Source organism: Priestia sp. FSL H7-0729 (genome assembly GCF_038005685.1).
Taxonomy (GTDB): domain Bacteria; phylum Bacillota; class Bacilli; order Paenibacillales; family Paenibacillaceae; genus Paenibacillus.
In genome coordinates this window covers 1,092,690-1,119,294 of sequence record NZ_JBBOTQ010000001.1, presented here as the reverse complement: position 1 = coordinate 1,119,294, position 26,605 = coordinate 1,092,690, and the positions used below count along the sequence as shown (strand labels likewise).

22 protein-coding genes are annotated in these 26,605 nt (G+C 43.9%); 16 read left to right on the top strand and 6 right to left on the bottom strand.

Features of this window, described 5'->3' with window-relative positions:
• The first annotated feature begins 110 nt into the window (after window positions 1–110).
• Together MHH93_RS04715 and MHH93_RS04710 are read left to right on the top strand one after the other, a co-directional pair.
• Window positions 111–1,586, top strand: coding sequence for a glycoside hydrolase family 32 protein (locus tag MHH93_RS04715; RefSeq protein ID WP_500053021.1), 1,476 nt, complete (start codon window positions 111–113; stop codon window positions 1,584–1,586).
• Window positions 1,587–1,612: 26 nt separating this feature from the next.
• On the top strand, window positions 1,613–3,595 hold the full coding sequence (locus MHH93_RS04710) for a sucrose-specific PTS transporter subunit IIBC (RefSeq protein WP_500053020.1): 1,983 nt from the start codon (window positions 1,613–1,615) through the stop codon (window positions 3,593–3,595).
• Between the two features lie 130 nt (window positions 3,596–3,725).
• On the opposite strand, the gene MHH93_RS04705 is transcribed toward MHH93_RS04710, so the two are convergent.
• Window positions 3,726–4,172, bottom strand: a complete 447-nt coding sequence (locus MHH93_RS04705; protein ID WP_500053019.1) for a hypothetical protein — start codon at window positions 4,170–4,172, stop codon at window positions 3,726–3,728.
• Window positions 4,173–4,581: 409 nt separating this feature from the next.
• Here MHH93_RS04705 and MHH93_RS04700 point away from each other — a divergent pair, with 409 nt between their 5' ends.
• Complete coding sequence (locus MHH93_RS04700; RefSeq protein ID WP_500053018.1) at window positions 4,582–4,977, top strand: hypothetical protein; 396 nt, start codon at window positions 4,582–4,584, stop codon at window positions 4,975–4,977.
• Between the two features lie 129 nt (window positions 4,978–5,106).
• On the opposite strand, the gene MHH93_RS04695 is transcribed toward MHH93_RS04700, so the two are convergent.
• Window positions 5,107–6,831, bottom strand: a complete 1,725-nt coding sequence (locus tag MHH93_RS04695; RefSeq protein WP_500053017.1) for a cellulase family glycosylhydrolase — start codon at window positions 6,829–6,831, stop codon at window positions 5,107–5,109.
• A 322-nt stretch (window positions 6,832–7,153) separates the two neighbouring features.
• On the opposite strand from MHH93_RS04695, the gene MHH93_RS04690 reads away from it, so the two are divergent.
• From MHH93_RS04690 to MHH93_RS04670, 5 genes are all read left to right on the top strand, one after another.
• The gene (locus MHH93_RS04690; protein ID WP_500053016.1) at window positions 7,154–7,984 is read left to right on the top strand and encodes an amidohydrolase family protein; all 831 of its coding nucleotides are present in this window, start codon (window positions 7,154–7,156) and stop codon (window positions 7,982–7,984) included.
• 364 nt (window positions 7,985–8,348) lie between these two features.
• Window positions 8,349–9,791 (top strand): 6-phospho-beta-glucosidase, encoded by a 1,443-nt coding sequence (locus tag MHH93_RS04685; protein ID WP_500053015.1) that lies wholly within the window; start codon window positions 8,349–8,351, stop codon window positions 9,789–9,791.
• A gap of 487 nt (window positions 9,792–10,278) precedes the next feature.
• Window positions 10,279–11,109, top strand: coding sequence for a BglG family transcription antiterminator LicT (licT, locus tag MHH93_RS04680; protein WP_500053014.1), 831 nt, complete (start codon window positions 10,279–10,281; stop codon window positions 11,107–11,109).
• A 216-nt stretch (window positions 11,110–11,325) separates the two neighbouring features.
• Window positions 11,326–13,212, top strand: a complete 1,887-nt coding sequence (locus MHH93_RS04675; protein WP_500053013.1) for a beta-glucoside-specific PTS transporter subunit IIABC — start codon at window positions 11,326–11,328, stop codon at window positions 13,210–13,212.
• A 478-nt stretch (window positions 13,213–13,690) separates the two neighbouring features.
• Window positions 13,691–15,160 (top strand): Msr family ABC-F type ribosomal protection protein, encoded by a 1,470-nt coding sequence (locus tag MHH93_RS04670; RefSeq protein ID WP_500053012.1) that lies wholly within the window; start codon window positions 13,691–13,693, stop codon window positions 15,158–15,160.
• 142 nt (window positions 15,161–15,302) lie between these two features.
• Here the strand turns inward: MHH93_RS04670 and MHH93_RS04665 are convergent, their stop codons facing one another.
• Window positions 15,303–15,902 (bottom strand): biotin transporter BioY, encoded by a 600-nt coding sequence (locus MHH93_RS04665; RefSeq protein WP_500053011.1) that lies wholly within the window; start codon window positions 15,900–15,902, stop codon window positions 15,303–15,305.
• A 154-nt stretch (window positions 15,903–16,056) separates the two neighbouring features.
• On the opposite strand from MHH93_RS04665, the gene MHH93_RS04660 reads away from it, so the two are divergent.
• The 6 genes from MHH93_RS04660 to MHH93_RS04635 all read left to right on the top strand — a co-directional run bounded on the left by MHH93_RS04660 (window position 16,057) and on the right by MHH93_RS04635 (window position 21,990).
• Window positions 16,057–16,869, top strand: a complete 813-nt coding sequence (locus MHH93_RS04660) for an ATP-binding cassette domain-containing protein (protein ID WP_500053010.1) — start codon at window positions 16,057–16,059, stop codon at window positions 16,867–16,869.
• Window positions 16,854–18,623 (top strand): ATP-binding cassette domain-containing protein, encoded by a 1,770-nt coding sequence (locus MHH93_RS04655; protein WP_500053009.1) that lies wholly within the window; start codon window positions 16,854–16,856, stop codon window positions 18,621–18,623. Before MHH93_RS04660 ends, MHH93_RS04655 begins: the two co-directional genes overlap by 16 nt.
• Window positions 18,624–18,762: 139 nt before the next feature.
• Window positions 18,763–19,062, top strand: a complete 300-nt coding sequence (locus tag MHH93_RS04650; RefSeq protein WP_017688728.1) for a hypothetical protein — start codon at window positions 18,763–18,765, stop codon at window positions 19,060–19,062.
• Between the two features lie 164 nt (window positions 19,063–19,226).
• The gene (locus MHH93_RS04645) at window positions 19,227–19,802 is read left to right on the top strand and encodes a GNAT family N-acetyltransferase (RefSeq protein WP_500053008.1); all 576 of its coding nucleotides are present in this window, start codon (window positions 19,227–19,229) and stop codon (window positions 19,800–19,802) included.
• A 119-nt stretch (window positions 19,803–19,921) separates the two neighbouring features.
• The gene (locus MHH93_RS04640; RefSeq protein WP_500053007.1) at window positions 19,922–21,385 is read left to right on the top strand and encodes a S8 family serine peptidase; all 1,464 of its coding nucleotides are present in this window, start codon (window positions 19,922–19,924) and stop codon (window positions 21,383–21,385) included.
• A gap of 35 nt (window positions 21,386–21,420) precedes the next feature.
• Window positions 21,421–21,990: a GNAT family N-acetyltransferase gene (locus MHH93_RS04635; RefSeq protein WP_500053006.1), complete on the top strand. Its 570-nt coding sequence runs from the start codon at window positions 21,421–21,423 to the stop codon at window positions 21,988–21,990.
• Window positions 21,991–22,161: 171 nt separating this feature from the next.
• Here the strand turns inward: MHH93_RS04635 and MHH93_RS04630 are convergent, their stop codons facing one another.
• Window positions 22,162–22,521, bottom strand: coding sequence for a MerR family transcriptional regulator (locus tag MHH93_RS04630; protein WP_500053005.1), 360 nt, complete (start codon window positions 22,519–22,521; stop codon window positions 22,162–22,164).
• A gap of 101 nt (window positions 22,522–22,622) precedes the next feature.
• Here MHH93_RS04630 and MHH93_RS04625 point away from each other — a divergent pair, with 101 nt between their 5' ends.
• Complete coding sequence (locus tag MHH93_RS04625; RefSeq protein WP_500053004.1) at window positions 22,623–23,333, top strand: SDR family NAD(P)-dependent oxidoreductase; 711 nt, start codon at window positions 22,623–22,625, stop codon at window positions 23,331–23,333.
• A gap of 277 nt (window positions 23,334–23,610) precedes the next feature.
• On the top strand, window positions 23,611–24,081 hold the full coding sequence (locus tag MHH93_RS04620; RefSeq protein WP_500053003.1) for a GNAT family N-acetyltransferase: 471 nt from the start codon (window positions 23,611–23,613) through the stop codon (window positions 24,079–24,081).
• A 284-nt stretch (window positions 24,082–24,365) separates the two neighbouring features.
• On the opposite strand, the gene MHH93_RS04615 is transcribed toward MHH93_RS04620, so the two are convergent.
• Together MHH93_RS04615 and MHH93_RS04610 are read right to left on the bottom strand one after the other, a co-directional pair.
• The gene (locus tag MHH93_RS04615; protein WP_500053002.1) at window positions 24,366–25,883 is read right to left on the bottom strand and encodes a sensor histidine kinase; all 1,518 of its coding nucleotides are present in this window, start codon (window positions 25,881–25,883) and stop codon (window positions 24,366–24,368) included.
• Window positions 25,883–26,566: a response regulator transcription factor gene (locus MHH93_RS04610; RefSeq protein WP_091017711.1), complete on the bottom strand. Its 684-nt coding sequence runs from the start codon at window positions 26,564–26,566 to the stop codon at window positions 25,883–25,885. The genes MHH93_RS04615 and MHH93_RS04610 overlap by 1 nt, the downstream gene beginning before the upstream one ends.
• Window positions 26,567–26,605: the final 39 nt, after the last annotated feature.

The window sequence follows — 26,605 nt, the reverse complement described above, 5'->3', positions numbered from 1 at the left end:
GTGAGCATCCACTTTGAATGAGTGCGAACACGGGCTGGCATTAATGCCAAATGGAATTATTTTTTTATTTCGATTGGAACCGGTTCCTATATTTTGAATGGAGAACAGCTATGAAAATGACTAGAGAGCAGCGCTACAGAAGAATGGAGCAAGCTGAGCCTGGTGAGATTGCGAAGCTTGAAGCACAGATATCCGAGTGTCCATGGAGACAGAGTTATCACATTCAGCCCATAACGGGTCTGCTTAATGATCCTAACGGCTTTGCATATTATCAAGGTTATTATCATCTGTTCTATCAGTGGTTTCCACTTGGAACAGAACACGGCATGAAATATTGGTATCATACCCGCTCGAAGAATCTGGTGAACTGGGAAAATGTCGGGATTGGAATCGAACCGGATAGCTGGTATGACTCACACGGAGCATATTCCGGCAGTGCGATTGAAAAAGACGGCAAGCTGCATTTGCTGTACACAGGCAATACGAGGGATGAGGCTTGGGTCAGACATCCGTATCAATGCTTGGCAGTCATGGATGAAAGCGGTTCAGTAAGCAAGCTGAATCATCCGGTCATCTCTTCGGTTCCAAAGGGATACACGGAACACTTCAGAGATCCCAAAGTGTGGCAAGAAGGAGACACGTATTATTGTGTAATCGGAGCGCAGCGAACAGATGAGACGGGATGTACGGTGCTGTATCGTTCAATGGATCTGAACAACTGGGAGTTCCTTGGTGAAATTCATACACAGCTAACCTCTTTTGGCTACATGTGGGAGTGTCCGGATTATATGGAGATGAACGGGAAAGGCGTGCTTGTCTTTTCACCACAAGGCTTAAATGCTGTGGGAGATCATAATCAGAATATTTTTCAATCCGGTTATCTGATTGGGGAGCCGCTTAATCTCCAGACGAGAGAGTTCACGCATGGTGAATTCCAGGAGTTGGATCGTGGATTCGACTTCTATGCTCCACAGACGATGCAGGCTCCGGATGGAAGACGTATTCTGGTTGGTTGGATGGGACTCCCCGATCTAGCATATCCGACAGATGATAACGGTTGGGCTCATTGCCTGACTATTCCTCGGCAGTTGACACTACGAGACGGGAAGTTGATTCAACAACCGGTTGCTGAAATGATCCAATTGCGTCAGCAGGAGGAAGGCACGCATTTTCGTGCAACAATGGATAATGAGAGTCGATCTTTCACAGGTTTGAATGGAATTTCCTATGAACTGATCTGTGAGATAAGCCAAGTAGATGCAGAGATTGTAGGCATCGAGTTCAGGGCAAGTGAAACTGAGAAAACGGTTCTTCTGTATGATCGGATTCAGCAGAAAGTTATCCTGGATCGGACGATGTCTGGTGCGGAGTTGTCAGAACAAAATGGCACGATACGGCGATGCACACTTACTGCGGACGTGATCAAGTTCCAACTATTCGTAGACGCATCTTCAGTCGAGATCTTTGTGAATGATGGGGAAGAGGTCTTTACCAGCCGCATTTTCTCAAGCCAGGACAGCGTGGATATTCGGTTCTTTGCACACAGCGGCAAAGCTGATTTTGAAGCAACACAATGGCATTATTAAGTATTACGTGAGAGGAATGAGATAACATGTCGGAGAATCAACGCATTGCCCAGGACGTCATTCATGCCATCGGGGGCAAAGAGAATATTGCATCTTTTGCACATTGTGCAACCCGTCTTCGCATCATGGTGAAAGATAAAGAGAAGATTGATCAGAAAACGGTCGAGAACATCGAAAAGGTGAAAGGGGCTTTTTTCAACTCGGGTCAATATCAGATTATCTTTGGTACAGGAACCGTTAATCGAATTTTTGAAGAGGTTGAGAAGCTGGGAATCGAAGGGTCGTCCAAGGAGGATGTGAAGAGTCAGGGGAAAAAGGAAGGCAATGCTTTTCAGCGGGCAATCCGCACATTTGGTGATGTATTTGTACCCATCATTCCCGTACTGGTAGCTACAGGGTTGTTCATGGGATTGCGCGGATTACTTACCCAGAATGAAATTTTGGCGTTATTCGGAGCAACACCGGATGATATCTCGGCCAATTTCCTGTTATTCACTCAGATCCTGACGGATACGGCATTTGCATTTCTGCCTGCACTTGTAGCGTGGTCCGCGTTCCGTGTATTTGGGGGAAGTCCGGTACTTGGTATTGTACTAGGGCTAATGTTGGTCAATCCGGCATTACCCAATGCTTATGCGGTAGCAGATGGATCAGCCCAGCCGCTGCATATGTTTGGTTTTATACCTGTCGTGGGTTATCAGGGATCGGTTCTGCCTGCGTTCTTCGTAGGTTTGATTGGAGCCAAGTTCGAGAAGGTACTAAGAAGACGGGTGCCTGAGGCACTGGACTTAATTCTGACTCCTTTTATTACGTTAACGGTTATGATTACGCTTGGACTATTTGCGATTGGTCCTGTGTTCCATTCCCTGGAAGAGTGGGTGCTGCATGGAACAACGGCCGTATTGGATCTTCCGTTCGGCATCGCAGGTATTATCATTGGATTCTTCCATCAGATTATTGTCGTTACGGGTGTGCATCACATCTTTAATTTCCTGGAGATTCAGTTATTGGAGAAAACGGGATTCAATCCGTTCAACGCGATTATCACCTGTGCGATGGCAGCACAAGGAGCAGCTTGTCTAGCGGTCGGTCTGAAGACCAAAAATATGAAACTCAAAGCACTGGCATTACCTTCGTCCTTGTCCGCATTTCTGGGCATTACCGAGCCAGCCATCTTCGGAGTTAACTTGCGTTATATGAAACCATTTATTATGGGTTTGGTTGGTGGTGGTGTGGGTGGTTTCATCGCTTCCCTGTTCCATCTGCAAGGTACAGGTATGGCAGTAACGGTTATTCCGGGTACATTGCTCTATCTGAACAGCCAACTGCCGTTGTACATCTTGTCTAACGTGGTTGCCATGGCGATTGCTTTTGCACTTACCTGGTTCTTCGGCTATAAGGATCAACCGGTTACAGACGAATCGGTGAACCATGAGAACAGCGGAGTAACATCAACTGAAGTTAAAGCAGAGGGATCTAGTCCGCATATTAATTCAGTTAACGCTGTCGTTACAAGCAATCGTCCTAAAGTAGATCTGCTCGAAATTGCTTCGCCTCTGCACGGTACCATCGTTGCTCTGGAGCAGGTTCCTGATCCGGCGTTCTCGGAAAAACACATGGGTGAGGGTATTGCCATTGAGCCATCAGAAGGCAAAGTGTATGCACCGTTTGATGGTGTCATCGCACATGTCATGAACAAGAGTAAACATGCGGTGATTCTGGAGCATGAGACAGGTGTACAGATGCTGGTTCATATCGGAATTAATACGGTTGGATTAAAAGGAAACGGCTTTACCGCGCATGTGAATAGCGGAGATCGTGTAGCTGCAGGGCAATTATTGATCGAATTCGACATGGATGTCATTCAGGCTGCAGGTCTGCCGTTGATAACACCTGTGCTGATTCCAAGCGGAAATGAAGCGATAGCAACGGTTACAGGAACCTCAACCGGTCCTGTGCAAGCCAATGGGGAAGCAATACTTATTGTGAAATTCAATGAACCTCAATAATTGATCGTTTGAAATAGAGATGTATTATTACATGGTTCGTGAAAGTACTAATCATAAAAGGCAAAGGAACTTGTATGTATCATCAGGTTCCTTTGCCTTTTTGTAATGCTTTTCAATCCAAAAAATAATCTCAAAAGGAATAATACGTCAGCGCATATTGCATCAGAAAAACACGGATTTCTTCCCGGCTCAATTTCGAGGAGCTAACATTTCTTTTCTCCAGGTTGAACAGCAGATGACGGACAGCTTTCTCCACAAACAGGACACGTTCGTTTCCCCAGATTTCTCGTTGTTGCTCGATATGACGTATGGCCTGATTGGGCTGCATGCCTTTTAACACTCTGAACACCGAAGCCCAGTGTACAAGATCTGTAGGGTAAGCTCCTTCAGATAGTTTAAATTCAGCGAATCCATGTGTTTCCCCGCATGAGATCTTGAATAATCCACAGTAGCAGGTTGCTTGAACGGTTTCGAGGCATGGCAATCTCTGCATATCGTATCGGATAATCTCCATTGAACTGATTATAGAATCAGCACTCATCTCTCGTTGTATGCCCACATCACAACTTGCAATCACACCGTTCAACCTCCATAGCTAAATAAGCTTATTGTTATCGTTGTCCTGCCGATGATATTACGATCAAACGAGCATGAAGTAAAATAATCCAAGGGTGAAATATAGGTGTTTTTAAGACTTTTTTGCTTTAAATCTCTACGTGTAAGCGATTAACATGAGATATATCTGCGATTATGACGCGCTTAATCCGGTTTCTATAATCGCTTATGATTAATCGAGAAATATGGAGAATTACAGAGTAAAGAGTGGATTATACAAGATATGAACAGGATTATGGTCTGGAATCAATCAGAAAAGTGCAGAATCGAATACTGCTCAATTGCAGAAAGGCAGATAGAGGACTATGATTCGCACATAACGTATTCGAAACGAAATATGCAGGATCTGATTGAAGGCGAGGTAGACAGCAATGGATGAGGCAATGATTGTCGTATCAGCAGGACACAGTGCAGCGGGGATGAATTTCGTGAATGTATTATTGAAAAAGGGGTTAGCCTTCGTTGTGCTTGTACACAGTGAAGAGGAACGGGAACAACTTCTAACACTTGGGACAGTTCCTGTTCGTTATATTCAAGTAACCGAAGGGGGGCAACAGACTCGTCCCGAATATATGGTCACCAATGCATTTGTGTTCGAGAATAATCTGCCTCAGTGTTGCGAGGATATCCAGTTGTGTCACAGCTGGTATCCGCAACAGCTTTATGTCGTTTCCAGTAACAAGGCTCCAGTTGGTCTTGTATATAAGGGACTTGGTGCAACGTATGTCATTCATAGCCAGAGTGGGGATGTTTCGTTTTTATTGTGAACGGTCATTCGTAATGGATACGGAAAGTTTTTGAGTCAAAGGAAAAACGTTCTGTCCGAGCCGATGGCTCTGGACAGAACGTTTCGTGATTCCCACAGATATAGATCAAGTGGGGAATCCTTATAACTATTATGAAGTTACACCAACAACGCTGGTTCCATTTTTCGTGATTTTGTACGTCAGCACATCTCCGTTCCAGAAATGGAACTTAAGCGTGACTTCGCCATAATTGGTTTCATTGAAGAAGTTAGGCTTCAGCTCAATCACATTACGTTCGTAATCTGGGCTAAATGTGTAGGAGAATTCTTTGAATGAAGTCCAGTTCTGTGGACCAGCGTTTTCTCCGTTTGCATATGTTGCTTCCATCGTGGCCAGCTGGTTCCCGTTAAACGTAGTCGGAATGGCAAATGCACTGGTTGTACCTGTTGCATCGTTTAACTTGGGTGTGTCATATTTAATGATATTAAAGCTCCAGTCAGCACCTTCATTAAATCCAGCCGTGAGTGTGGCATTTACGCCCAAATCACCAGAGGCTGTCAATTTGGTTAACAGATTGGACTTTAACGTAAGTACATCTTTTTTAATCGTATAGTCTTTACCTCTAACAAGAGGGGTAGTGCCATTTTTCAAAGAATTGAATTTGTTACCGTTCAGATTGAGTTTTACTTTTTTATCTTGAATGGTTTCATTTTGTTTAAGGTACACGAGGTCCGTTTCAGCTGTGGAGGAGCGACCTGTCCAGCTTGCTTTCATCGTATCAAATAGTTCCTGATCAGACCAAGTAAAGCTTGTGCGTCCGAAGTGCTGACCGTTGTCCCATAACATCGTTGTCATCTGTTTTTGACGCAGATATTGTCCAACGAATTCGAAGAATTTCAGTTTTTCGCCTTGCTCAATGACACCTGTGTGTTGGTCAAAACCAAGCAAGCCATACTCACCAACGATAACCGGAATGCCTTTCGCTGTGAAAGCATTGTATACTCGATCAAATGTATCGGTAACGTCCTTCTGTACTTCCTCGTTATACTTGGTGTAACCTGCGATGTTCACACTGAACGGCCAGAACCCATAGTAGTGAACGGTTGCAATAATATTGGTGTCATTCAATTTTTGAATGGTTTTATTCAGTTCATCCAGATCAGGTTGAGCGGAAGAGGTATGCATCGTTGGAAGCACAAGTGGACGTGTCTCGTTGTTTCCACCCGAAGTTCTTACGATCTTGTGAAAAGAAGTATTCAACTCGTCCAGCATGCGATATCCAATCGCTGCATCCGTTGTGCCGCCTTCGGAGAAACGGGGTTCGTTAACACTTTCGAACATGAGTTTATCGGATGCATCTTTGAATTTGTCCGCAATCTGAGTCCAAGCTGCGTTGTACCGTGCAAGCACGTTGTCATGGTCTTTCTCCATGTAACTGATCCAGCGCCAGGAATCATGGTGAAGATTGATCATGACGTAGAGATCCGCATCAAGGGCCCAGTCTACTACTTCCTGAACCCGATTCATGTAAGCGGAATCAATTATGTAGTCGGGTGCGTCACCGATGTGGGCTTCCCAGGTCACAGGAATACGGATACTGTTGTAGCCCTCAGCTGCGATCGATTGAATCAGTTCCTTCGTAATGCGAGGATTGCCCCAGGCTGTCTCATCCTCACCAACGGCATCCAGAGAGTTACCCAGATTCCAGCCAGGCTCCATGGCGTTTACATAGGTCTGCATTTTGCTTGGAGCGGGTGATGCATTGGCCTGTTCGCTGTTGTCAGTCGCAGCTGAAGCCATAGCGGAGGAGAATAGAGATAGAATCATGGCAGTCACAAGCGTAAGAGATAGGACTGATTTTCGGTTTTTTTTCATTAATATAGTCTCCTTCGAATAGAGAATGGTTGAACGTGAATAGCGGTTAAGCAGGGTGAAAATAAAGCTCAACGCAAACAAAAATTCACTTGTTTAATACTGGAATCACCACCGATTTATGTACTGAAAGCGTTTTCGTAACTTACTATATCATGATTTAATATTGGACAATACCTGCACAATTGGAATAAAAATCATGTAAAAATCAGTGATTTTGTTATATGAATAGATTGTATAGTGAGCGTTTATTTCATTGGAAATGAAAATCATATGGTTGCTTTTTAATGATAATTAGATTTAAATACCCTGGGAGGGATCTAATATGAAGCTGGATGCACATCAACATTTCTGGGAATACAATGTCGCCGAGTACGGATGGATTGGCGAAGAGATGAAAGCCATTCGTCAATCTTTTCTTCCGGAAGATCTTGAACCTTTATTGGTCCAATCAGGACGGGATGGATGTATTGCGGTACAAGCCAGACAATCACTGACAGAAACCGGGTGGCTTCTGCAGCTGGCAGACCAATACGAGTTTATCAAAGGTGTTGTCGGATGGGTAGATCTTTGTTCGGATGATGTTCGAAATCAGCTTGAACTGTTCGCGTCCAATCCGTATCTGAAGGGCGTACGTCATGTCATACAGGATGAACCTGATCTTCAGTATGTATTGAGAGAAGACTTTCAGCGCGGAATTTCATTGCTAAAAGAGTATGATTTGGCCTATGATCTGTTGGTATCCAAGGAGCAACTGCCTTATGCCGTGGACCTGGTTAAGGCGTTTCCTGAACAGCGATTTGTACTTGATCATCTGGCTAAACCCGACATCAAATCAGGTACACTCTCACCATGGAAAGAAGCGCTTGAGTCATTGGCCGCACAACCAAATGCGTACTGTAAACTTTCAGGGATGGTGACGGAAGCAGACTGGGTAAATTGGACTTCAAACGACTTTACACCCTATCTGGATATCGCCATAGTAGCTTTTGGTGCGGAACGATTAATGTTCGGGTCCGACTGGCCCGTGAGTAACGTATCAGCTACGTATGCTGATGTATGCGGTATCATTACGGCTCACATTCATTCCTTACCTGTGTCAGAACAACAGATGATTCTTGGCGGCACATGTGCTGCGTTTTATCAAATATCATAGGGATTAATTCATAGCTAAATCAGTTTCAAGATGTTGACAACCGTTCTGATTCTTGCTAAAGTTTTATCCAATCCGCATAATTGTGATCTGGGAATGTTACCGATATGGGCATAACCTGAGCTGGCTTGTGTACACGTAACCGTGTACCCAGGCTGGTTCGGGTTTTTTGTATTTAAGTTGAACAAACGATTTTACACGGTAGGACTGCGCGGCCAGAACAATCTTCCACTCGCTGTTATCCCCAGATTTTTTCTGTCCTCTCCGTTTATGTGTAATTGTGTAGTTCAACTTAAATATTTTGTCTTTTTAATATTCTAACGATTTGAGCGGGTAGCTGAACTACATATTTGGAAGGAGAATGATAATGACGAATTTTAAATTTCCTAAAGACTTTCTGTGGGGTGGAGCCATTGCTGCGAATCAGGCGGAGGGTGCGTATCTGGAAGATGGCAAAGGCCTGAGCATCGTTGACTTGCTGCCAACAGGAGAGAAGCGCAGAAGCATTATGAAAGGTCATGTTCCGGCTTTTACGCCGCTCGCTAACGAGTTCTATCCTTCACATGAAGCGATCGACTTCTATCACCGTTACCCTGAAGATATTGCTCTATTTGCCGAAATGGGATTCAAGGCACTGCGTGTGTCCATTGCCTGGGCACGGATTTTCCCGACAGGAGAAGATGCACAGCCAAATGAAGCCGGATTGCAATTTTACGATAACCTGTTTGATGAATTGTTGAAAAACGGCATTGAACCTGTGGTTACATTGGCTCACTTTGATGTGCCTGTACATCTGATTGAGAAGTACGGCAGCTGGAGAAGTCGTGAACTGGTAACGTTATTCGAGAAGTACGCTACAACGGTATTCACACGGTACCAAGACAAGGTGAAATACTGGATGACATTCAATGAGATCAACATGCTGCTTCATCTTCCGTTCCTTGGGGCGGGACTGGCGTTCAATGAAGGGGATAACATCAAGGAAATTCAATATCAGGCGGCTCACCACCAATTGGTTGCAAGTGCACTGGCAGTCAAAGCATGTCATGAGATTATCCCTGGTGCCATGATTGGTTGTATGCTTGCGGCAGGAAGCTTCTATCCGTATACCTGTAATCCGGAAGATGTATTCCAGGGTATGGAAAAAGATAGAGAGTCCTATTTCTTCATCGATGTGCAGTCACGTGGGGAATATCCTGGTTACGCCAAACGTTTCTTCAAGGACCACGAATTGAACATCGTTATGCAGCCGGAAGATGCGGAAATCTTGAAGAATCATACGGTAGATTATATCGGGTTCAGCTACTATTCAAGTCGTACAACCAGTACCGATCCCGAAGTTATCAAAAATATGACCAGTGGCAATGTATTTGGCTCGGTAGCCAATCCATATCTGGCGAAGTCCGAATGGGGCTGGACAATTGACCCCAAAGGATTCCGTATTACCGCCAATCAACTACATGACCGTTATCAGAAGCCACTGTTTGTCGTTGAGAATGGATTTGGTGCCAATGATGTGGTTACCCCGGAGGGTGAAGTGGATGATGCATACCGAATTGACTACTTGAAACGACATGTAGCTGAAATGGGTGAGGCTATTCAAGATGGGGTCAATATTATCGGTTACACCAGTTGGGGACCTATTGATATCGTAAGTGCATCCTCAGGTGAGATGAGAAAACGTTATGGCTACATTTATGTGGATCGTGATAATGAAGGTCATGGTAAACTGACACGACTGAAGAAGAAGAGTTTTGAGTGGTACAAAAATGTGATTGCATCCAACGGAACAAACCTGGGTGACGAGTAGTTTATATTTTTCTGAATTAAAATGGCCTTGTACAGCAATAAAAAATCGGAAGTTTCATCTATATAATTTGAAATAAATATTTACACAAAACGGAGAGGTCAGAAAAAAACTGGAGAAGCGAAGCGTTCGCCTTTATCACCGGATTTTCCCTTTTAAAAAGGGAATCGAAAAATCTGGGGATAACAGCGATCGGAAGGTTGTTCTGTCATCGGAGTAGCTAGTGTAAATATTCTCTAGTTCAATTTATATAACCATGGAACTTCCGCTTGTTCTCGCATTGAAAGCGTTGACATATCGTCAGGTTCGCGCTATACTTGACGCAATTATATCGTTTCTGGGATTGTTACTACTCGAAGTAGGCAAAACCTAAGCACCAAAAAAGCAGACCACCATGTCTTGTTTATTTTGTGATGCTTCAGGTTTTTTTTGTATGCCCAAAAGACGATGTAAAACTGCCAAGAGAGTGGAACGTGACGGGGGGATTGAAGTGAAAATAGCAAAGGTTATCAACAATAACGTCATTAGCATCTATCAGGCGGATGGAGCAGAGCTTGTGGTGATGGGACGTGGGATTGCCTTTAAGAAAAAGCCGGGGGATAAAGTAGATGAGACCCGCATCCAGAAAGTATTTGCATTGAAAAACAAACAAACATCCGATAATTTCAAAATGCTGCTGCGCGAAGTTCCGATGGAACTGATTGAAATTGTGGAAGAGATCATCACGTATGCGCGTGAGGACTTGGGACGAAAGTTGAATGAGAATATCTATGTATCCCTTACGGATCATATTAACTTCGCGATCGAACGTTATCGGGAAGGCGTGGAGATCAAGAACGCATTAATGTGGGAGATTAAGCAGTTGTACAAGCCTGAATTCGAACTGGGCTTGAGGACGCTGGAACAGATCAACACCCGCATGAATATTGAGCTTCCACCAGATGAAGCGGCTTTTATTGCCCTTCATATTGTCAACGCAGAGATGAACGAAGAAGTCATTACAACGATGAACATTACGAAGTTTATCCAGCAAATTATTAATATAGCGAAATATCATTTCAAAATGGAATTTGATGAGGACTCTCTCAGTTATTTTCGCTTCATTACACATTTGAAGTTCTTCTCTCAGCGAGTGCTCAGTGGTACCCATTACGACAACAACTATGATCATTTCTATGACATGATTAAGGAAAAGCATCCGGATGCCGCAGCATGTACGGAGAAAATTGAGTTGTTTGTCAAAAAAGAGTACAACCATGAGCTGACCAATGAAGAAAAATTGTATTTGACGGTTCATATTGAACGAGTGGTTAATCGTTAACATTTAAATGTTGACAGATATGGTTTAATTATAATAATATGTGACTAACAGGAATTAAATACGATTTAACTGGGATTGTTACTGGTTATGCAGGCAAAACCTAAGTCATGAGAAGGTCAGGACCATTGTGTCACGGTCCCTTACTCAGGGCTTAGGTTTTTTGCGTGCAAAAAAATCGGTAAAGGGCCTGTTTGAGAAAAAGTGGGGGTGCAGACTATGAGTCAAGAGAAACTGGCCAAAGAGATTATTGAACTCGTCGGCAGTGAGAAAAATGTGGAATCGCTTGTACATTGTGCAACACGGTTACGGTTTGTATTGAAGGACGATGCCAAGGCAGACAAGGCCAAGCTGGAGAAAACAGAAGGTATCATCGCAGTCAAAGAAAATGGAGGACAGTTCCAGGTTGTTGTTGGTAACAAGGTGCCTGAAGTCTATAGTGCCATTGGACAGATCAGTAACATTCTGGATGATTCGTCAGGTAAAGAAAAACCGAGCAAAAAAGCCAAGGGGCTTGGCGGTATCATTGATGTCATCTCCAGTATTTTTGCTCCACTTCTGGGTGTTATGGCGGGAGCCGGTATTCTAAAAGGGTTATTGTTGATTGCAAGCAATATCGGATGGCTGGAAACGACAGAAACAACTTATACGATCCTGTATGCAGCAGCAGATAGTCTCTTCTATTTCCTGCCTCTGTTGTTAGCGGTTACAACTGCTCGCAAATTCCAGGGTAACATGTTTGTAGCGATGACGATTGCGGGAGCACTGATCTATCCATCCATCGTCGCATTGAAAGCAGAAGGGACACCAACGGATTTCTTTGGCATCCCTGTTATTCTGATGAACTATTCATCAACAGTTATTCCTATCATTTTAGCTGTCATTGTCATGAGCAAGTTAGAGAAGTACTTTAATAAGACACTTCACGATAGTGTGAAAAACTTTGTTACACCGTTATTTTTGCTAGTGATTATGGTACCGCTGACACTATTGGTATTCGGACCATTTGGGGTGTACGTTGGTAATGCAATTGCAGCTGGACTCGTTGCTGCATTTGGATTCAGTCCATTGCTCGCTGGAGCGGTTATGGGTGCAAGTTGGCAGCTACTCGTTATCTTCGGAATACACTGGGGTCTAATTCCGGTATTTATCAACAACGTCGCAGTGTATGGGCAGGATGGCGTTAAACCGGCTGCGACAGCCTCCATTTTTGCTCAAACGGGCGCAGCTTTTGGGGTTATGCTGAAAACCAAGAACAAAAAACTGAAAACGTTGGCTGGGTCATCTACACTGACCGCATTATTCGGTATTACGGAACCGGCTATCTATGGGGTAACATTACCACTGAAACGTCCGTTCATTGCTGGAGTAATCGGTGGTGCAGTTGGTGGAGCGATCATTGGTCAAGCGGGCACATTAGCATTCGCGTCCGGTGCACCGGGTTTGCTGACTTTGCCAATCTTCTACGGACCAGGTGGGCAAGGCTTCCCAGGATTGATTTTGGGTATCGTAGTATCCTTTGTCGTTTCGGCTGTACTGACGTACATCCTGGGCTTCAAAGATCCGGTTGAGGAAGAAGAAACAAAATCCGATTCTACGTCATCTGCTCAGCAACCTGCCCGTACAACGAATGCTTCAGACGAAGAAGTATTTAGCCCAATTCAGGGAACAGTTGTGGAATTGTCGGAAGTTCCAGATCCGGCATTTGCATCGGGAGCAATGGGTAAAGGGATTGCAATTGAGCCAGCTGTGGGCAGGGTGGTAGCGCCATTTGACGGTACGGTTACCGTTGCATTCAAGAAAAAACATGCTTTGGCTGTAGTATCTGACACCGGTGCAGAAATATTGGTTCATGTAGGTGTAGATACGGTCAAGCTGGACGGACAGCATTTTGTCTCCCATATCAAAGAAGGGGATCGGGTTCAAGCGGGAGACCTGCTGCTAGAATTCGATATTGCGCAGATTAAGGCGGCTGGTTATCATACGGTGACACCAATTATCGTAACGAATTCCGCCAACTATGAGGAAGTTATTCCGCAGGCAACAGGTCAGGTTGATACCAAGGACCTTCTATTGAAGTTGAACAGTGGAAAGGGAGAGGAATAAAGTAGATTAGATGCAAAATCAGTGTTTTAGGTTTTCATGGTTCCGTTGACAGGGTGGAATTGGAAATTTATAATCGGAATTGTACATCTATTACCTGATAATGAAAGGTGGATTAATGAACATGACGAATGCGATGAGACTGCGTTTCTTTCCTTTGAATCGTTAATTAAATACGTTCAAAGGCTCTGACGGTTGTTCAGAGTAAACGGGATCAGTCTGTCATTTTCAATTATCCTGACCTTATATACATGGTTTAACTTGTATTCCCGTTTACATTGGATCACAGGCCTTTGGCCTGTGATCTTTTGGTTTACTTATCACGAGTCTGATCAGATATGTTGTTCGGTTGAGACTACAGGAGGTACCACTTATGATGACGTTACTGTTCTATTGATACGAGCTGGCACGATAAGCTCGTATCGATAGAAGTATGATTCGCTATCGATACGAAATAAATCTTATTTCGGAGGTAGCGAAAATGGAAAAGATATGTTTTGAATTAGAACAGGTTGAGATGACCTATATGGATAAAGCAGTACTGAACATTGAGCGACTGGCCGTGCATCAACTGGATCGCATCGGTGTAGTGGGTGGTAATGGTCAAGGTAAAAGTACATTATTGAAACTCATTGCGGGAGAGAGCCAGCCAACAGCCGGAAAGGTAAAACGTTATGCAGAGTTTGGTTACATGGAACAAGTAGAACCACCCCAGCCAAACGAAAATCTGGAGGTTGACGGGGCCTTACTCAGCAAATTGGCGATTCCTCAACATGATAATTCATGGAGTGGCGGAGAACAGACCCGTTTGAAACTAGCTCAATTGTTCACTCATTACCATGAAGCATTATTACTGGATGAACCAACAACACACCTTGATCAAGAGGGCATTACATTTTTACTGGATGAATTGCGTTATTACTATGGGGCAATCGTGCTGATCAGTCATGACCGTGCGCTTCTGGATGAGCTGGTGACCACGATCTGGGAAATTCATCAGGGAGAGGTACACGTATATTCCGGTAACTATAGCGATTATCGGCAACAGAAGAGGCTGGAGCGTGAACAGCAGAATCTGGCCCATGAACAATTCTCCAAAGAGAAAAGACGATTGGAACTGGCCGCCCGGGAAAAGATGAAGAAAGCCGAGAAAATAACGCAGGCTGGAAGCATGTCCAAAAAAGAATCCAAGGCAAAAGCAAACCGCATGTTTGAAACCAAATCCAAAGGTACAAGTCAAAAAGCAGTGCATCGTGCTGCTAAAGCGATTGAACAACGCTTGCAACAGCTTCAAGAGGTGAATGCGGTGCAGGAGGATCGGCCGATTATCTTCCGTCAGCCGAAGACATTGGAGTTGCACAACCGATTTCCAATTATGGCAGATCGCCTTACGCTTGAAGTGGGTGGAAACATATTATTGAAGGATGTAAGTTTTCAAATTCCATTAAAACAAAAAATAGCGATTACCGGAGCCAATGGCAGCGGGAAAAGCACATTGCTTAACCATGTTTTCCTTGCTGGAGATGGCATCACGATGTCTCCAAAAGCAAAGCTCGGTTATTTTCAGCAAATGAGCTATCGTTTCACGATGAAAGATACTGTATTACAATTTCTGAAAAATCGTTCGGAATATGAGGAATCAGAGCTGAGAAGTGCGTTGCACGCGATGCAGTTTACAGGGAATGACTTGCTCAAGAATGTGGGGACATTAAGTGGAGGAGAAGCGATTCGTCTTCAATTATGTCTCTTGTTTCTTGGACAATATAACATTCTATTGTTGGATGAGCCGACGAATTTTCTTGATATGCATGCCTTGGAAGCGTTGGAACGTTTTATGAAGGCGTATGAAGGAACGATTCTCTATGTATCTCATGACCAGAGGTTTGTTGAAAATACAGCAGATCAACAATTTCAGATCGCGGAGCGTCAATTAATTCAGGTGAATATATAAGTTGAACTAAAGAATATTTACACTGGACACTCCGATGATAGAACAACCTTAAAGGAAGAGAAGTAACGAAAACCGCCAAAGTGATTATGGCGGTTTTGTCATTTTCAAAGATAGGCGGCTCGGAAGCCTTATGTAACTTCTATTAAGATTCCACTTTTACAACCGTTGAATGCATGTTACCTGTAAGACGTTGAGGTGGAAATACCATACGCACAGGTGCGATGATGATCGTGGCAAATACAGCTTTGATCAGATCCCCAATAATATATGGATAGAATCCTTGAATCATAGCCTCGGGAAGGTCCATTTTGTAAGCATATGCAAGCCAAGGAACCCCTGAGACATAATTTAATAGTGAACCAAATAATTCAATGATGATAAACGCAAACATAAAACCTTTAAAACCTTTAAAACCTTGGATTCTCACTTTGGAGAGGAACAAACCGATCAGGAGTGCGGAAAAGGGCCAGATTACAACATACCCTCCGGTCGGACCTAAGAGAACAGCAAGACCACCAGTTCCATGTAGAAGTGGGAAGCCTAGTGCTGTCAGCACAACAACGAGAGCAATACTTAAGAACCCATACAACGGACCAAGTAACCCTCCGGCCAGCATGACAGCCAAGGTCTGTAATGTTATTGGTACAGGGGAGAAGCCAATTGGAATGCTTATGTAACCAAAAAGTACTAATATTGCGGCCATAAGTGCACTGAATACAATGCCTCGTAAAGATAATTTCATGTTTGAACAATCCTCTCCATTTTGGTAATATGATTGTTAACCAAGTTATTAAATGTGGTTAACGATTAGGATCTTACCACATAGAAATAGAAAGGGAAAGGACTAATTTACGATGCAAGGCAACCTGCCCATAATTACATTAGAAGATGTCCGAGTGCATTATGCTTTAGAAGGTGGTGAGGTGAGGAAAGCGCTGGATGGGGTCTCACTTACGCTGCACCAAGGAGAATGGATTAGTATTGTAGGGGCGAATGGCAGTGGAAAAAGCACACTCGCTGGACTACTGATTGGATTCATTCCACTATCTGGAGGGGGACGGGATATCTCGGATGAACTTACCGTTCGGGGTGTACTGCAGCAACCTGATGCACAGGTACTTGGCGATACGATTGAAGAGGAGTTTCATTTTGCGCTGTCACCATTGATGGATTCTGTAGAAGAACAATTGGAACGCAGGCAGAATGCATTACATACCGTAGGACTTCAATATCCCCCGGAGAAGGCTGTCTCACAATTATCCGGTGGACAGAAACAACTGCTTAATATTGCTGTAGCGCTCGCAGCCAAACCGGATATATTGATTCTAGATGAACCAACAGCCATGCTTGATCCGGGAGCAAGAGACCGTATCGAGGCCATCGTTCAGAAGATCACCCAGCGGGGGACAACAGTGATCTGGATTACACATCATCTGGAGGAAGCAACCCTGTGTAATCGAATCATTGCTATGGAGAGGGGACGTTGTGTGTACGACGGGGAGCCGGAGTCCTTTTTCTATGAGACAGAGACGAATGAGAAGGCTACACGGGAAAATGTACAGCTATCCCCCTGTGAACGGTTAGGGTTGGATCCTCCTTTTACTGTAAAAACTGCGTTATTGCTCAAGCAAGAAGGTATGATGCCAGAAGCCATGCCGCTGCGACCTGAGCAACTGGCTAAGGAGGTCGCACGTTGGAGATCGAGCTAACCAATATACGTATAGAAGCATCGGAATCGAGCAAACGTGCACTGCTTGAAGATGTGAGTGTGCAGTTGAACAGTGGGGAAATCACCTTGCTACTGGGCTGTACAGGTTCGGGAAAAACGACTTTACTCCAGACGCTGGCTGGTCTGAGACCTCCCGATTCAGGCAGTATTAAGATAGATGGCACCCCTTTCTGGAAAGAAGGCAAAGTGCCGCAGTCGATTTTATTGCAAATGGGGCTGGTGTTTCAATTTCCGGAACAACAACTGTTTGCCCGAAATATTCAGCGTGAATTCGCATATTCTCTGCGTCCATATCGACTTACAGAGAACCAGCAACGAGAGCAGATCACAAAAGCACTGAACCAATGGGACCCACCAGTATCCTTGGACGTGGAACGACGTTTTCATCTGGACAGGTCGCCATTTGCTCTGAGTGGGGGAGAGAAGCGCAGACTCGGTCTTGCTCTCGGCATTGCTACTAACCCACACTGGTTGCTGCTGGATGAGCCGAGTGCCGGGTTGGAAGCACAAAGTGTTGGGCTGCTGCTCGATGTATTGGAGCAACATCGTCAGGCAGATGGCGGGGTCGTCGTAGCAACCCATGATCTGGATACATTCTTGCCTTGTGCGGATCGGGTATTGTTATTGCAGGAAGGTCGACTAATCGCCGATCTTAATCCGAGAGAACTTCACGATAGACCTGAGTTGCTGGAGCAGACAGGGATCGGACTGCCACCTTCAATGCAACTAGCACAGCAGTTTAGGGCTGCGGGTCTTAAACTGCCTTTTACCGGGATGACGCCAGAAGAGATGGCTGAAAGCATTGTTCAGTCTACGTTCGTTGAGGAGGGAGTTCAGAACGAATCGAAAGAAGCATCAGGGACGGTAACAAAGGAAGTCAAGAGCGTTGCAATGAAATATGAAGAAGAAGTAATGATGCTGTCGTCCATTAAAACGGTAGATGATCCGAAGCTTCTTCCAAATACATTGACTCATTCAGGCGGACTATATGGCGTCATGGACACGCGTCTGAAATGGATTTTGTATATTTTGCTGGTAACCGCAGCGATGCTTCAACAGCGCTGGCTAGGGTTGACATTAACACTGGTGCCAGTAGTGGTAGCACTTGCCGGGCTCCCGCGTCAGACTTTGGCTGGATGTATGAAGTTAATGAAGCCACTGTTATTCTTTTTCATCATATCGACAGCGCTATCGGGGACGACCCTTTCAACAGAGGGAGGAGGTCTGCACTTTGGCTTTTCCCTGATGCAGGCAGAGGGCACTTTGCTGAATGTGTATCGTTTGTTTATCGTCACGTTAGCAAGTCTTTGGTTTTCACTAGCGACACCATATGGGCGGATGGTAGAAGGACTGAACTGGGTACTCGGTATCGGTAAAAAGATCAGACTGCCCGTAGCTTCGTTTGCTCTTGCTGTATCGTTAATCTTTCGATTTATCCCGATGATCTGGAGTGAATGGCAGCGATTCTCACTGATTGTACGGGCACGTGGAAAGGTCGCTTTAAGACCAAATACCGTACGGATTCGTGATTTGGGTCCGATGGTGATTCCCTTGTTAATGGCACTGTTTCAACGGGCAGAGGATATGACCATTGCGATGGAAATGCGTAAAGTTCGAGAACATTCTTTGCTTGGAGCACGCTCTTCGTTATTGGTGTGGTCCAAGCGTGATACCTGGATTAGCATGGCTGGCCTCATTGGTTTTGTACTATTAGTATGGATTCGCCAATTGTGATGGCGGTAACGATTGTGATGGAGCCGGTAACGGATCAAACCTAAACGCATTGTTTTCCAAAGATCATGCATAAATGCGCTTGTCCTCGCTCACAATAAGTGGACGTTGATCATCTGAAGTGGATCAGGAGGGATAAACGATGAAAGATAAGTTTTTGCGTGAAGAACGGCAAGAATATACCGATGTATCTACGGTGGAGTCGCAGCGAAACGATATCACACTCGAAGAATTCCCGGAGGGTCCTTACGGTTCATCTCTGTTATCCGAGTCTCTTGGGAAAAGTTCTCCGTGGCGGGTGGACCAGCGGTCTGCACATCGTTTTGATTATGAAAATCATGAGCTTCACGAGGGAGAAGTAAGGGATTATCCAGGTCAGGATGTTTTTGACGAAACGGTTCCGGATAATGTGTCCAAACCTCAATACACGGAAGAATCGTAATGTGATATGAATATAAATAGAGCGTAACCTCCGACAGGTTGGTCCTGTTCGGGGGCTATTTTCGTTTGTGCTCAATAAAAACAAATCTCCTTCAATTCCACATTATGGGTTATTATATTTGTAGCTCGGAGTAAAAATTTGGTTGAGTAGGCGGAGGATTCGGAATGAGAGAGATCGATTATAGTCAATATTTCTGGCAGGATGATAAGGTCAGATTACGTGCTTTGCGTGAAGAAGATTGGGAAGATCATTATTACAACCGCTTTGATACACCTGCGCGTCGGTTATTGGAGTGTGCAGTAGAGTTACCGCCAACTCATATTGATGCGAAGAATTTCACGGAAAACTTCTCTGATTTTTCTTTAGCCAAAGGACGGATCATGTTTACCATTGTAAATATGGATGGTGAGAATGTCGGAGGTGTGAACCTGAACAGCATTGATGAGAGAAATGGTACCTTTAGCATTGGTATTCAAATTGACAGGGATCATCGAGGAAAAGGATACGGAACCAGAGCCGTTCGAATTTTGCTGAACTATGCCTTCTTCGAGCGCAGGCTTAATAAATTTAATGATTATGTACTCCAAGGAAATGAACCTTCCGCAGCCATGATGAGAAAACTAGGATGTGTGCAGGAAGGTGTGCGTCGCCAGGTGATCTATACCGATGGAAAATACCAAGATCTGATCCTCTTTGGATTAACCAAAGACGAGTTTATGGTTAAAGAGGGGCTTGTTTGAGTCCAGCTAAAAAGATCGTTAGGCTGCTTGGGGTCTGCCAATGTTAGTTGGATAAATGATAATGTACATTAAGCGGAAGGCGAAAGTATTATAGTGATATCAAAATCTGAGGTGATCGTGTGGATAAAGCGATACCCGATCCGACATGGAAAAGGTTGGGTTTTGGTGAACAGCCTGATTTTCATACTTCTGGTCTGGGTGTGGGAATTGTAATTATCGATTCAATTAAACCACATTATCTCGTAGATCACTTAAAAACAAGAATTATATGTGTTAGCGTACATGAAAATATGACTGTCACTATCGGAGACGTAACTTCTATCAACAGGGAGGAAGGGAATTCGAAAGGTGAGCATGGCCTTATGAGTGTACTAGCTTTGGCCCATGAACCGTTTCAATTCGAGGGACAGATTCATGTCGGGATTGCACCAGCAGCAACATTTATCGTTTTAGATCATGGGGCATTTACAACTGGAGAAGGAGAACGTCTGAAAAAAGGAATGGAATGGATTCTTGAACATGGAGACGAATGGAATATAAGAATTATTTTAAGCACTGGTTGGCAGGCATTAGATAATGAAGTTTATCTTAAAAATACGAGTGAAAACTCAACGGTTAAAGCATTGTCGACAGCTGTGCAACAGGGCATTTTGGTTATTTGTTCGAATGGGAATACACGTTTAAATAACATCATGCCTCCAATACAGTATTTAGCAGTAGGGGGTTATGTAGATCGAGGAAAGGCCGATCGTTCATTACACGCTCCTTTCCCTGATGAACCTTATGGCAGAAATGGAGATGGTCACTTTAGGCCAGATATATTAGCGCCCAAACTAGACCTTACAATCCCCTCTTATGAAACTGAAGATTCGGGTCAGTGCGTATCTTTTTATGGGGGGACCTCTGGAGCGGCTGCGCTTGTTGCTGGTGTTGCGGCCCATTTGTTCTCCCAATTTCCGAGTTTAAGTTCTGAGATGCTAAGACACTTATTAGTCGGGCATGGAGAACCACTGGAGGGTGATGATAATCTGGCTCCTCGAATTAACGTTGAGAATACAATTCGTTATATGAACAAGGCAGATAAGTCAAGGTACATAACAAAAACTTTACCCATGGTAAGTATAAAAAATAAAAATTTCTATAACACAATTCATTCAATGGATGATATCGAAAGAGCGCTCTCTTTAACAGTTTTAGTGGAGAGAGGAGGATTATCACGTGAAGAGTTGTGGGGCTTCACTAAGGATTCATCCGCTATTGTTCGTAAAATTGCAGTATCGACCCTCGGCCAACCGATGAACGAAGAAGAGCGAAAGTTGTATTGGATGTATTTAATGAATGAAACAGAAGGAGGAGTGCGTGGATGGTATATGCATGGGTTATTGCAAAATGCTCCGAAGGAGGAAATACATAAATGGATTGATTGGTCAACAGATATTAACTGGTCGGTTCGATGGTGTGTTAGCGAATATTTGGCTCAATATCCAGAGTGTTTTCCCCAACTGGAAAAAACCCAAGATCCTGACGCTATAAAGATCAAGGCATTGCCTTTAAGGCAATGGTTCACGACTCTATTTCTATAATGAAGTAACGTAAATCAGTATGTGGAGGTAACCTTATGAAACAAACCATTTCAAGTGATGAATTAATCATTGATTGTAAGGATATTTATTTGCGCGAGTATCGACTCGAGTATTTGGAGAAACTGCAAGAAATCACATGGCAACCCGAGGTGTATGAATTCCTGCCAGGGTGGAACGCTACGATTGAAGAGAGGACCCTGTGGCTCACCGAATATGAAATCCCTGAGAATCAGCGTGTTAAACAAGCTGTATTGGCAGGAGGGGATATCGGAGAGTTATATTTACGTATGGCTATCGTACTTAAAGAGAATGATGAGTTCATAGGGTGGTGCTGCTCAGGGATCAAGGACGAACTGCCAGCACCCAATCGGGAGATTATGTACGGTATTTCAAAACATTTCAGGAACCGTGGTTATACAACGCAGGCAGTAAAAGGAATGACGGAGTATTTGTTTGAACATACCAACGTGGAAATATTAAATGCCATCTCTTTGATTAACAATCAAGCATCCAACAAGGTCATACAGAAATGTGATTTTGAACCGTTAACGTTGATCGAGATTGAAAATGAATTATATAACCATTACCAACGATGTAAGCGCTAAGGTCATATTTAATGCATTTGTCTCAAGATCAATGTGTTGACGTAATCATATCAGGACTATAACATAGTCCCAAAAGAAATTCCTATAACATCAATTTTTCGGATCAGGTTAGACAGTTATTGCTGGCTGCCTGATTTTTTTCTGTCTTTTAATTTGTAGCACAGGACTATGTTAAAAATTTTCTCCTCGATAATAGCGCTCCAGTTTGTTATCCAAATGAACAAGCTGCGCTTTTTTCTCCTCAATATCATTCAGCAACTTTTGCTTCTGATCCTCAATCAGCTTGGTTCTTTCCTTCAGAGTAGAGGTACCTTCATTGACCTGGTCGTAATACTTCTTGATGTCTTCCACACTCATCCCCGTTTCACGAAGGCATTTGATAAAAACCAGCCAGTTCAGATCATCCTCCAAATAAAGGCGGTTATTCTGCTCATTTCGTGCAGCAGGTTTCAGCAGTCCCTTTCTTTCATAAAAGCGGATCGCTCCAATCGAGATATCAACTTTTTTGGCTACTTCTCCAATCGTTAACATGTAAATCTCCCTTTTATAAAAATAATTTGACCTACACTAAGTGTAGCATAGTAACTTATACATTGTTAAATAAAAATCAAATTAGGGAAAGAAGGATTCGCATGAAAAAGACTGTTTTTGTAACCGGAGCAAATAAAGGGATTGGATATGAAATCGTAAATCAGTTGGGTGAAGCAGGTTGGAAAGTTATCCTTGGTGCACGTAGTGTCGAACGAGGGGAAGCAGCTGTTTCGGAGTTAACTTCCAGGGGATTGGATGTAGAATTTTTGCAGATCGACATGATCGACATGAAGAGTATCGGGCTGGCAGCTGATACGATCTATAAGAAGTATCCCGCAATAAACCTTCTGATCAATAATGCAGGTATGCCTGGTGCATTCTCTCATTCCTTCACGGATACGAAAGAGGAAGATCTGCGGAATGCCTTCGAAGTGAACTTTTTCGGCACGTTCCGTTTGAATCAACGCTTGTTCCCGTTAATCAAAGATAATGAAGGTACAATCATTAATGTATCGACCGACATGGCTTCTCTGGATCATATGCAAAATGCGGAATTTACATTAAATGCCTTCGACTATAATTCATCCAAAACGGCCAACAGTGCCATGACACTTTCGATGGCTTATGAAGTCAGAAACAGCAGGGCTCAAGTCTTTGCGGTAACGCCCGGATTCACATCAACAGATCTTAACGGTAATGCCGAAGGCGGTAAATCAAAAGAAGCCGGTGCTGCAATTATCGTGCGTTATGCGACCGATGGTAAACGTCATAATGGAGAATTCTTAGATGAAAATGGCGTGTACCCTTGGTAATCGACCGTTGCCAGAAGCAGTCATAGAGCTGTATGAATTTTAGCGTTATTTGCAAGATCAAGCCTCAGCTCAAACTCAGGAAAGCGTAGTTAGATGAAGATACCGGCGTGGTTACGTTACTTAGAAAGCAAGGGATATGAGAATACAACGTCGAATAAGGAAAATAAGTTAGTTTTAACTTATTTATTTGCTGTAAATAAAATAAACACCAAAGGTCGACGAACATTTTTCTTGTACTAAGTTAACAGAGCCTGTACTAGTCGGAGGTATATATTTAATGGGGGTTTCATTATATAAAGCAGATTTAAAAGATGCAGTGACTGTTCATGAGATGAAAGTCAAAGCATTTATGCCTTTGTTGGAAAAATATCAGGATTTTGAAACAAACCCCGCCAATGAAACTGTAGATAGAATTATGACTCAAATCAATCAATCTTTTACAGATTATTTCATCATTCATCATCTTGAGGTAGCTGTTGGTGGAATTAGAGTCGTAAAAAAAGATAATCAAATCTACAGTATTAGCCCAATTTTTAAACTGCCAGAACATCAAGGAAAAGGAATTGCTCAAAAAGTCTTAACAATGGTTGAGCAGATATATGATGATGCTCGGTCATGGAAATTGGGTACCATCTTACAAGAGAAAGGGAACTGTTACTTGTATGAAAAGATAGGCTACAAAAAAACGGGTGCAACAAAAGCAATTAACGACAAAATGACAATGGTTTTTTATGAAAAGCACTTATAGGCTTCAAAGCCCTGAATAAGATGCCTCAGATTCGGTAGCCTGCATAAATCAGGCTACCACTTTACTAATCAGATACAAAAAAAGAATCCCCCTTTCATTTCGGTTGAGAATGAAAGGGGGATTCTTCATGCAATGAAAAGCGGAATTAATGTGAAAAACCTGAATTAAACTGGAAGAAAAGCAGCGTTTGGTGAGCTGGACCAGGAGCTTGCGTAATGATCAAGTAGATTTTAACTAGAGTTGCTTATAGCCAAATTATTGCTTACGTAAAGACTGCCCTCAGCCTAGACATCAGCCTTATACAGCGGCATCAAAATCAAAAATTCAGTTCCCACGCCTACCTGACTTCGTACAGTAATTTTCCCACCATATGACTCCACAATTGAGCGGGTAATGGCTAGACCGAGACCTGCACCACCTTGTTTGCGTGAACGAGAACTGCTTGTGCGGTAAAATCGCTCAAAGATATGGGGCAGATGTTCAGGTTCAATGCCCGTGCCGTTATCCTTTACGGACAATTCGGCCTTATGGTGCGTGGCATATAACGTTATGGAGATGGCTCCATGCTCTGGATCGGTGTGCTGCACCGCATTATGGAACAGATTCAGCACAACCTGTTTCAGCTTATAAGGGTCAGCCAGTACATGGACCTCAGCCGTCAGGTCGAGATGGATGGACCTCAACTGAGCCATCATGGCAAGTTGTGGTTGCATTTCGAGCAGCAGACTGTCCAGCTGAATGACCTCCTGCTCCTGTTTTGGAGCCTGATCCAGCTTGGTTAGTAACAACAAATCTTCAACCAATTTGTTAATTCGTACGGATTCGCCGTGCATGCTGTCCAATGCTTTATACAATTGATCTTGATTGGTCGCTGCACCCCGCTGTAGAACCTCTATGAAGCCGTGAATGGAGGTGAGTGGGGTACGCAGTTCATGGGAAGCATCGGACAAGAAACGCTGCATGCGCTCTTTCGATTCCCGTTCCGCTTCAAACGAGTTTTCCAGCCTTTCAAGCATGCCATTAAATGAAACTGCGAGCTGATCCACTTCCTCTTGTCCCTGAACGACGGGAAGGCGTTCAGCGAGACTGCCTGCATCGATCTGCTGCACTTTATTCACCATATTGGACAGGGGAACCAGCGTCCGGCGTAATACCTTGGTGTATAAAATAAGCCCGGCTACCATGGCCAACAGCGATAACATGATGAAGATCAGAAGCTGTTTAATAATCAGATCTCTCAGTGGTTTCGTAGCCGTACCCATCTGGACCATCGGTAAGCCGCGATTGCGTGGACCGGGTGAGGCGAAGACAATCAATTGCTCCTTATCTTGGCTATCCGTTACGATCCGGTAGGGAATATGTTTTTGTTCTTTCAACTCTTCTGTAATATCTTGATATTCAACGTTTGATAGATGAGGTGCTTTCAGACCGTCTTCCCCAAAAACATCATCGAACGTACCTTGATTATCAAACAGGGCCAGTGAACGGTCAGGAATAAACAACACCCGATTGCCAGACCCGTTACCTGCCTGTCCACCGAAAGGATTATTGGAAGAGCTACTACGTGACTGGATTCCGAGCCAAACCGGGGGCATGGACATGAGCTGTTCTTCCATGGTTTTTGCCTGATTCCGATAGAGAAAGCTTTCCATGATCCAGAATTGCAGGATACCGATTAACAATAGTAGCCCAGCAAGCACGAACAGAGAACGTGAGAGCAATTGAGAACGCAGTGAACGAGGCCAGATCCATTGGTGAAGACGTCTTAAACGTAGTTTATTTTTCTTAGGCGGCGAGTTCATCAGAGGTCCACCCTGTACCCGACACCCCGAAGCGTGCGTATGAGTTTATGCTCTTTGTCCCCGAGTTTGTCGCGCAAGGAGCGAACATATACCTCTACAATATTTTCTTCCCCGCCAAAATCATACCCCCACACCCGGCTTAGAATGGTCGCTTTGCTAAGTACAATCCCGTGATTAAGCACAATAAATTTTAACAGTTCGTATTCGGTAGGAGATAGCTCCAGGACCTGATTCTGATAGGTGATTTCTTTGCGCTGATCATCAATTCGGAAGGGACCGTGGGTGACGGCTCCTATTAACAAAGGAAATTGATTGCGCAGTCTGGCCTGAATCCGAGCGAGCAGCTCGTCGAAGGCAAAGGGTTTGATCATATAATCATCAGCCCCCAGCCAAAGGCCCTTAACCCGATTCTCGACTTCGTCCTTCGCTGTCAGCATAATAACGCCAACCTGAGTTCCGGTCTTACGAAGACGCTCGACCACTTCGAATCCATCCATCTCTGGCATCATGACATCCAGAATAGCCATATGTGGTCTGAATTCAAGTGCCAACTCAAGCGCAGCCGCTCCATCCGGTGCCGTACGCACATCAAAGCCTTCATTGCTTAACCCAAGCTCCAGAAATTGCAAAATATGTGGTTCATCATCAGCTAATAGTATTTTAATTCCACTGCTAAGCTTCATAATGCGGGGTTCCTCCTTGCTTGCTTCCATCTTAGTTCT

Excerpts from the sequence above, each read along its gene's own strand:
- MHH93_RS04670 (WP_500053012.1), top strand. The coding sequence starts at position 13,691 with ATGGAAAAGATATGTTTTGAATTAGAACAGGTTGAGATGACCTATATG.
- MHH93_RS04710 (WP_500053020.1), top strand. The coding sequence starts at position 1,613 with ATGTCGGAGAATCAACGCATTGCCCAGGACGTCATTCATGCCATCGGG.
- MHH93_RS04630 (WP_500053005.1), bottom strand. The coding sequence starts at position 22,521 with ATGTTAACGATTGGAGAAGTAGCCAAAAAAGTTGATATCTCGATTGGA.
- MHH93_RS04650 (WP_017688728.1), top strand. The coding sequence starts at position 18,763 with ATGAAAGATAAGTTTTTGCGTGAAGAACGGCAAGAATATACCGATGTA.
- MHH93_RS04715 (WP_500053021.1), top strand. The coding sequence starts at position 111 with ATGAAAATGACTAGAGAGCAGCGCTACAGAAGAATGGAGCAAGCTGAG.
- MHH93_RS04690 (WP_500053016.1), top strand. The coding sequence starts at position 7,154 with ATGAAGCTGGATGCACATCAACATTTCTGGGAATACAATGTCGCCGAG.
- MHH93_RS04700 (WP_500053018.1), top strand. The coding sequence starts at position 4,582 with ATGGATGAGGCAATGATTGTCGTATCAGCAGGACACAGTGCAGCGGGG.
- MHH93_RS04665 (WP_500053011.1), bottom strand. The coding sequence starts at position 15,902 with ATGAAATTATCTTTACGAGGCATTGTATTCAGTGCACTTATGGCCGCA.
- MHH93_RS04625 (WP_500053004.1), top strand. The coding sequence starts at position 22,623 with ATGAAAAAGACTGTTTTTGTAACCGGAGCAAATAAAGGGATTGGATAT.
- MHH93_RS04645 (WP_500053008.1), top strand. The coding sequence starts at position 19,227 with ATGAGAGAGATCGATTATAGTCAATATTTCTGGCAGGATGATAAGGTC.
- MHH93_RS04685 (WP_500053015.1), top strand. The coding sequence starts at position 8,349 with ATGACGAATTTTAAATTTCCTAAAGACTTTCTGTGGGGTGGAGCCATT.
- MHH93_RS04615 (WP_500053002.1), bottom strand. The coding sequence starts at position 25,883 with ATGAACTCGCCGCCTAAGAAAAATAAACTACGTTTAAGACGTCTTCAC.
- MHH93_RS04610 (WP_091017711.1), bottom strand. The coding sequence starts at position 26,566 with ATGAAGCTTAGCAGTGGAATTAAAATACTATTAGCTGATGATGAACCA.
- MHH93_RS04635 (WP_500053006.1), top strand. The coding sequence starts at position 21,421 with ATGAAACAAACCATTTCAAGTGATGAATTAATCATTGATTGTAAGGAT.
- MHH93_RS04620 (WP_500053003.1), top strand. The coding sequence starts at position 23,611 with ATGGGGGTTTCATTATATAAAGCAGATTTAAAAGATGCAGTGACTGTT.
- MHH93_RS04675 (WP_500053013.1), top strand. The coding sequence starts at position 11,326 with ATGAGTCAAGAGAAACTGGCCAAAGAGATTATTGAACTCGTCGGCAGT.
- MHH93_RS04695 (WP_500053017.1), bottom strand. The coding sequence starts at position 6,831 with ATGAAAAAAAACCGAAAATCAGTCCTATCTCTTACGCTTGTGACTGCC.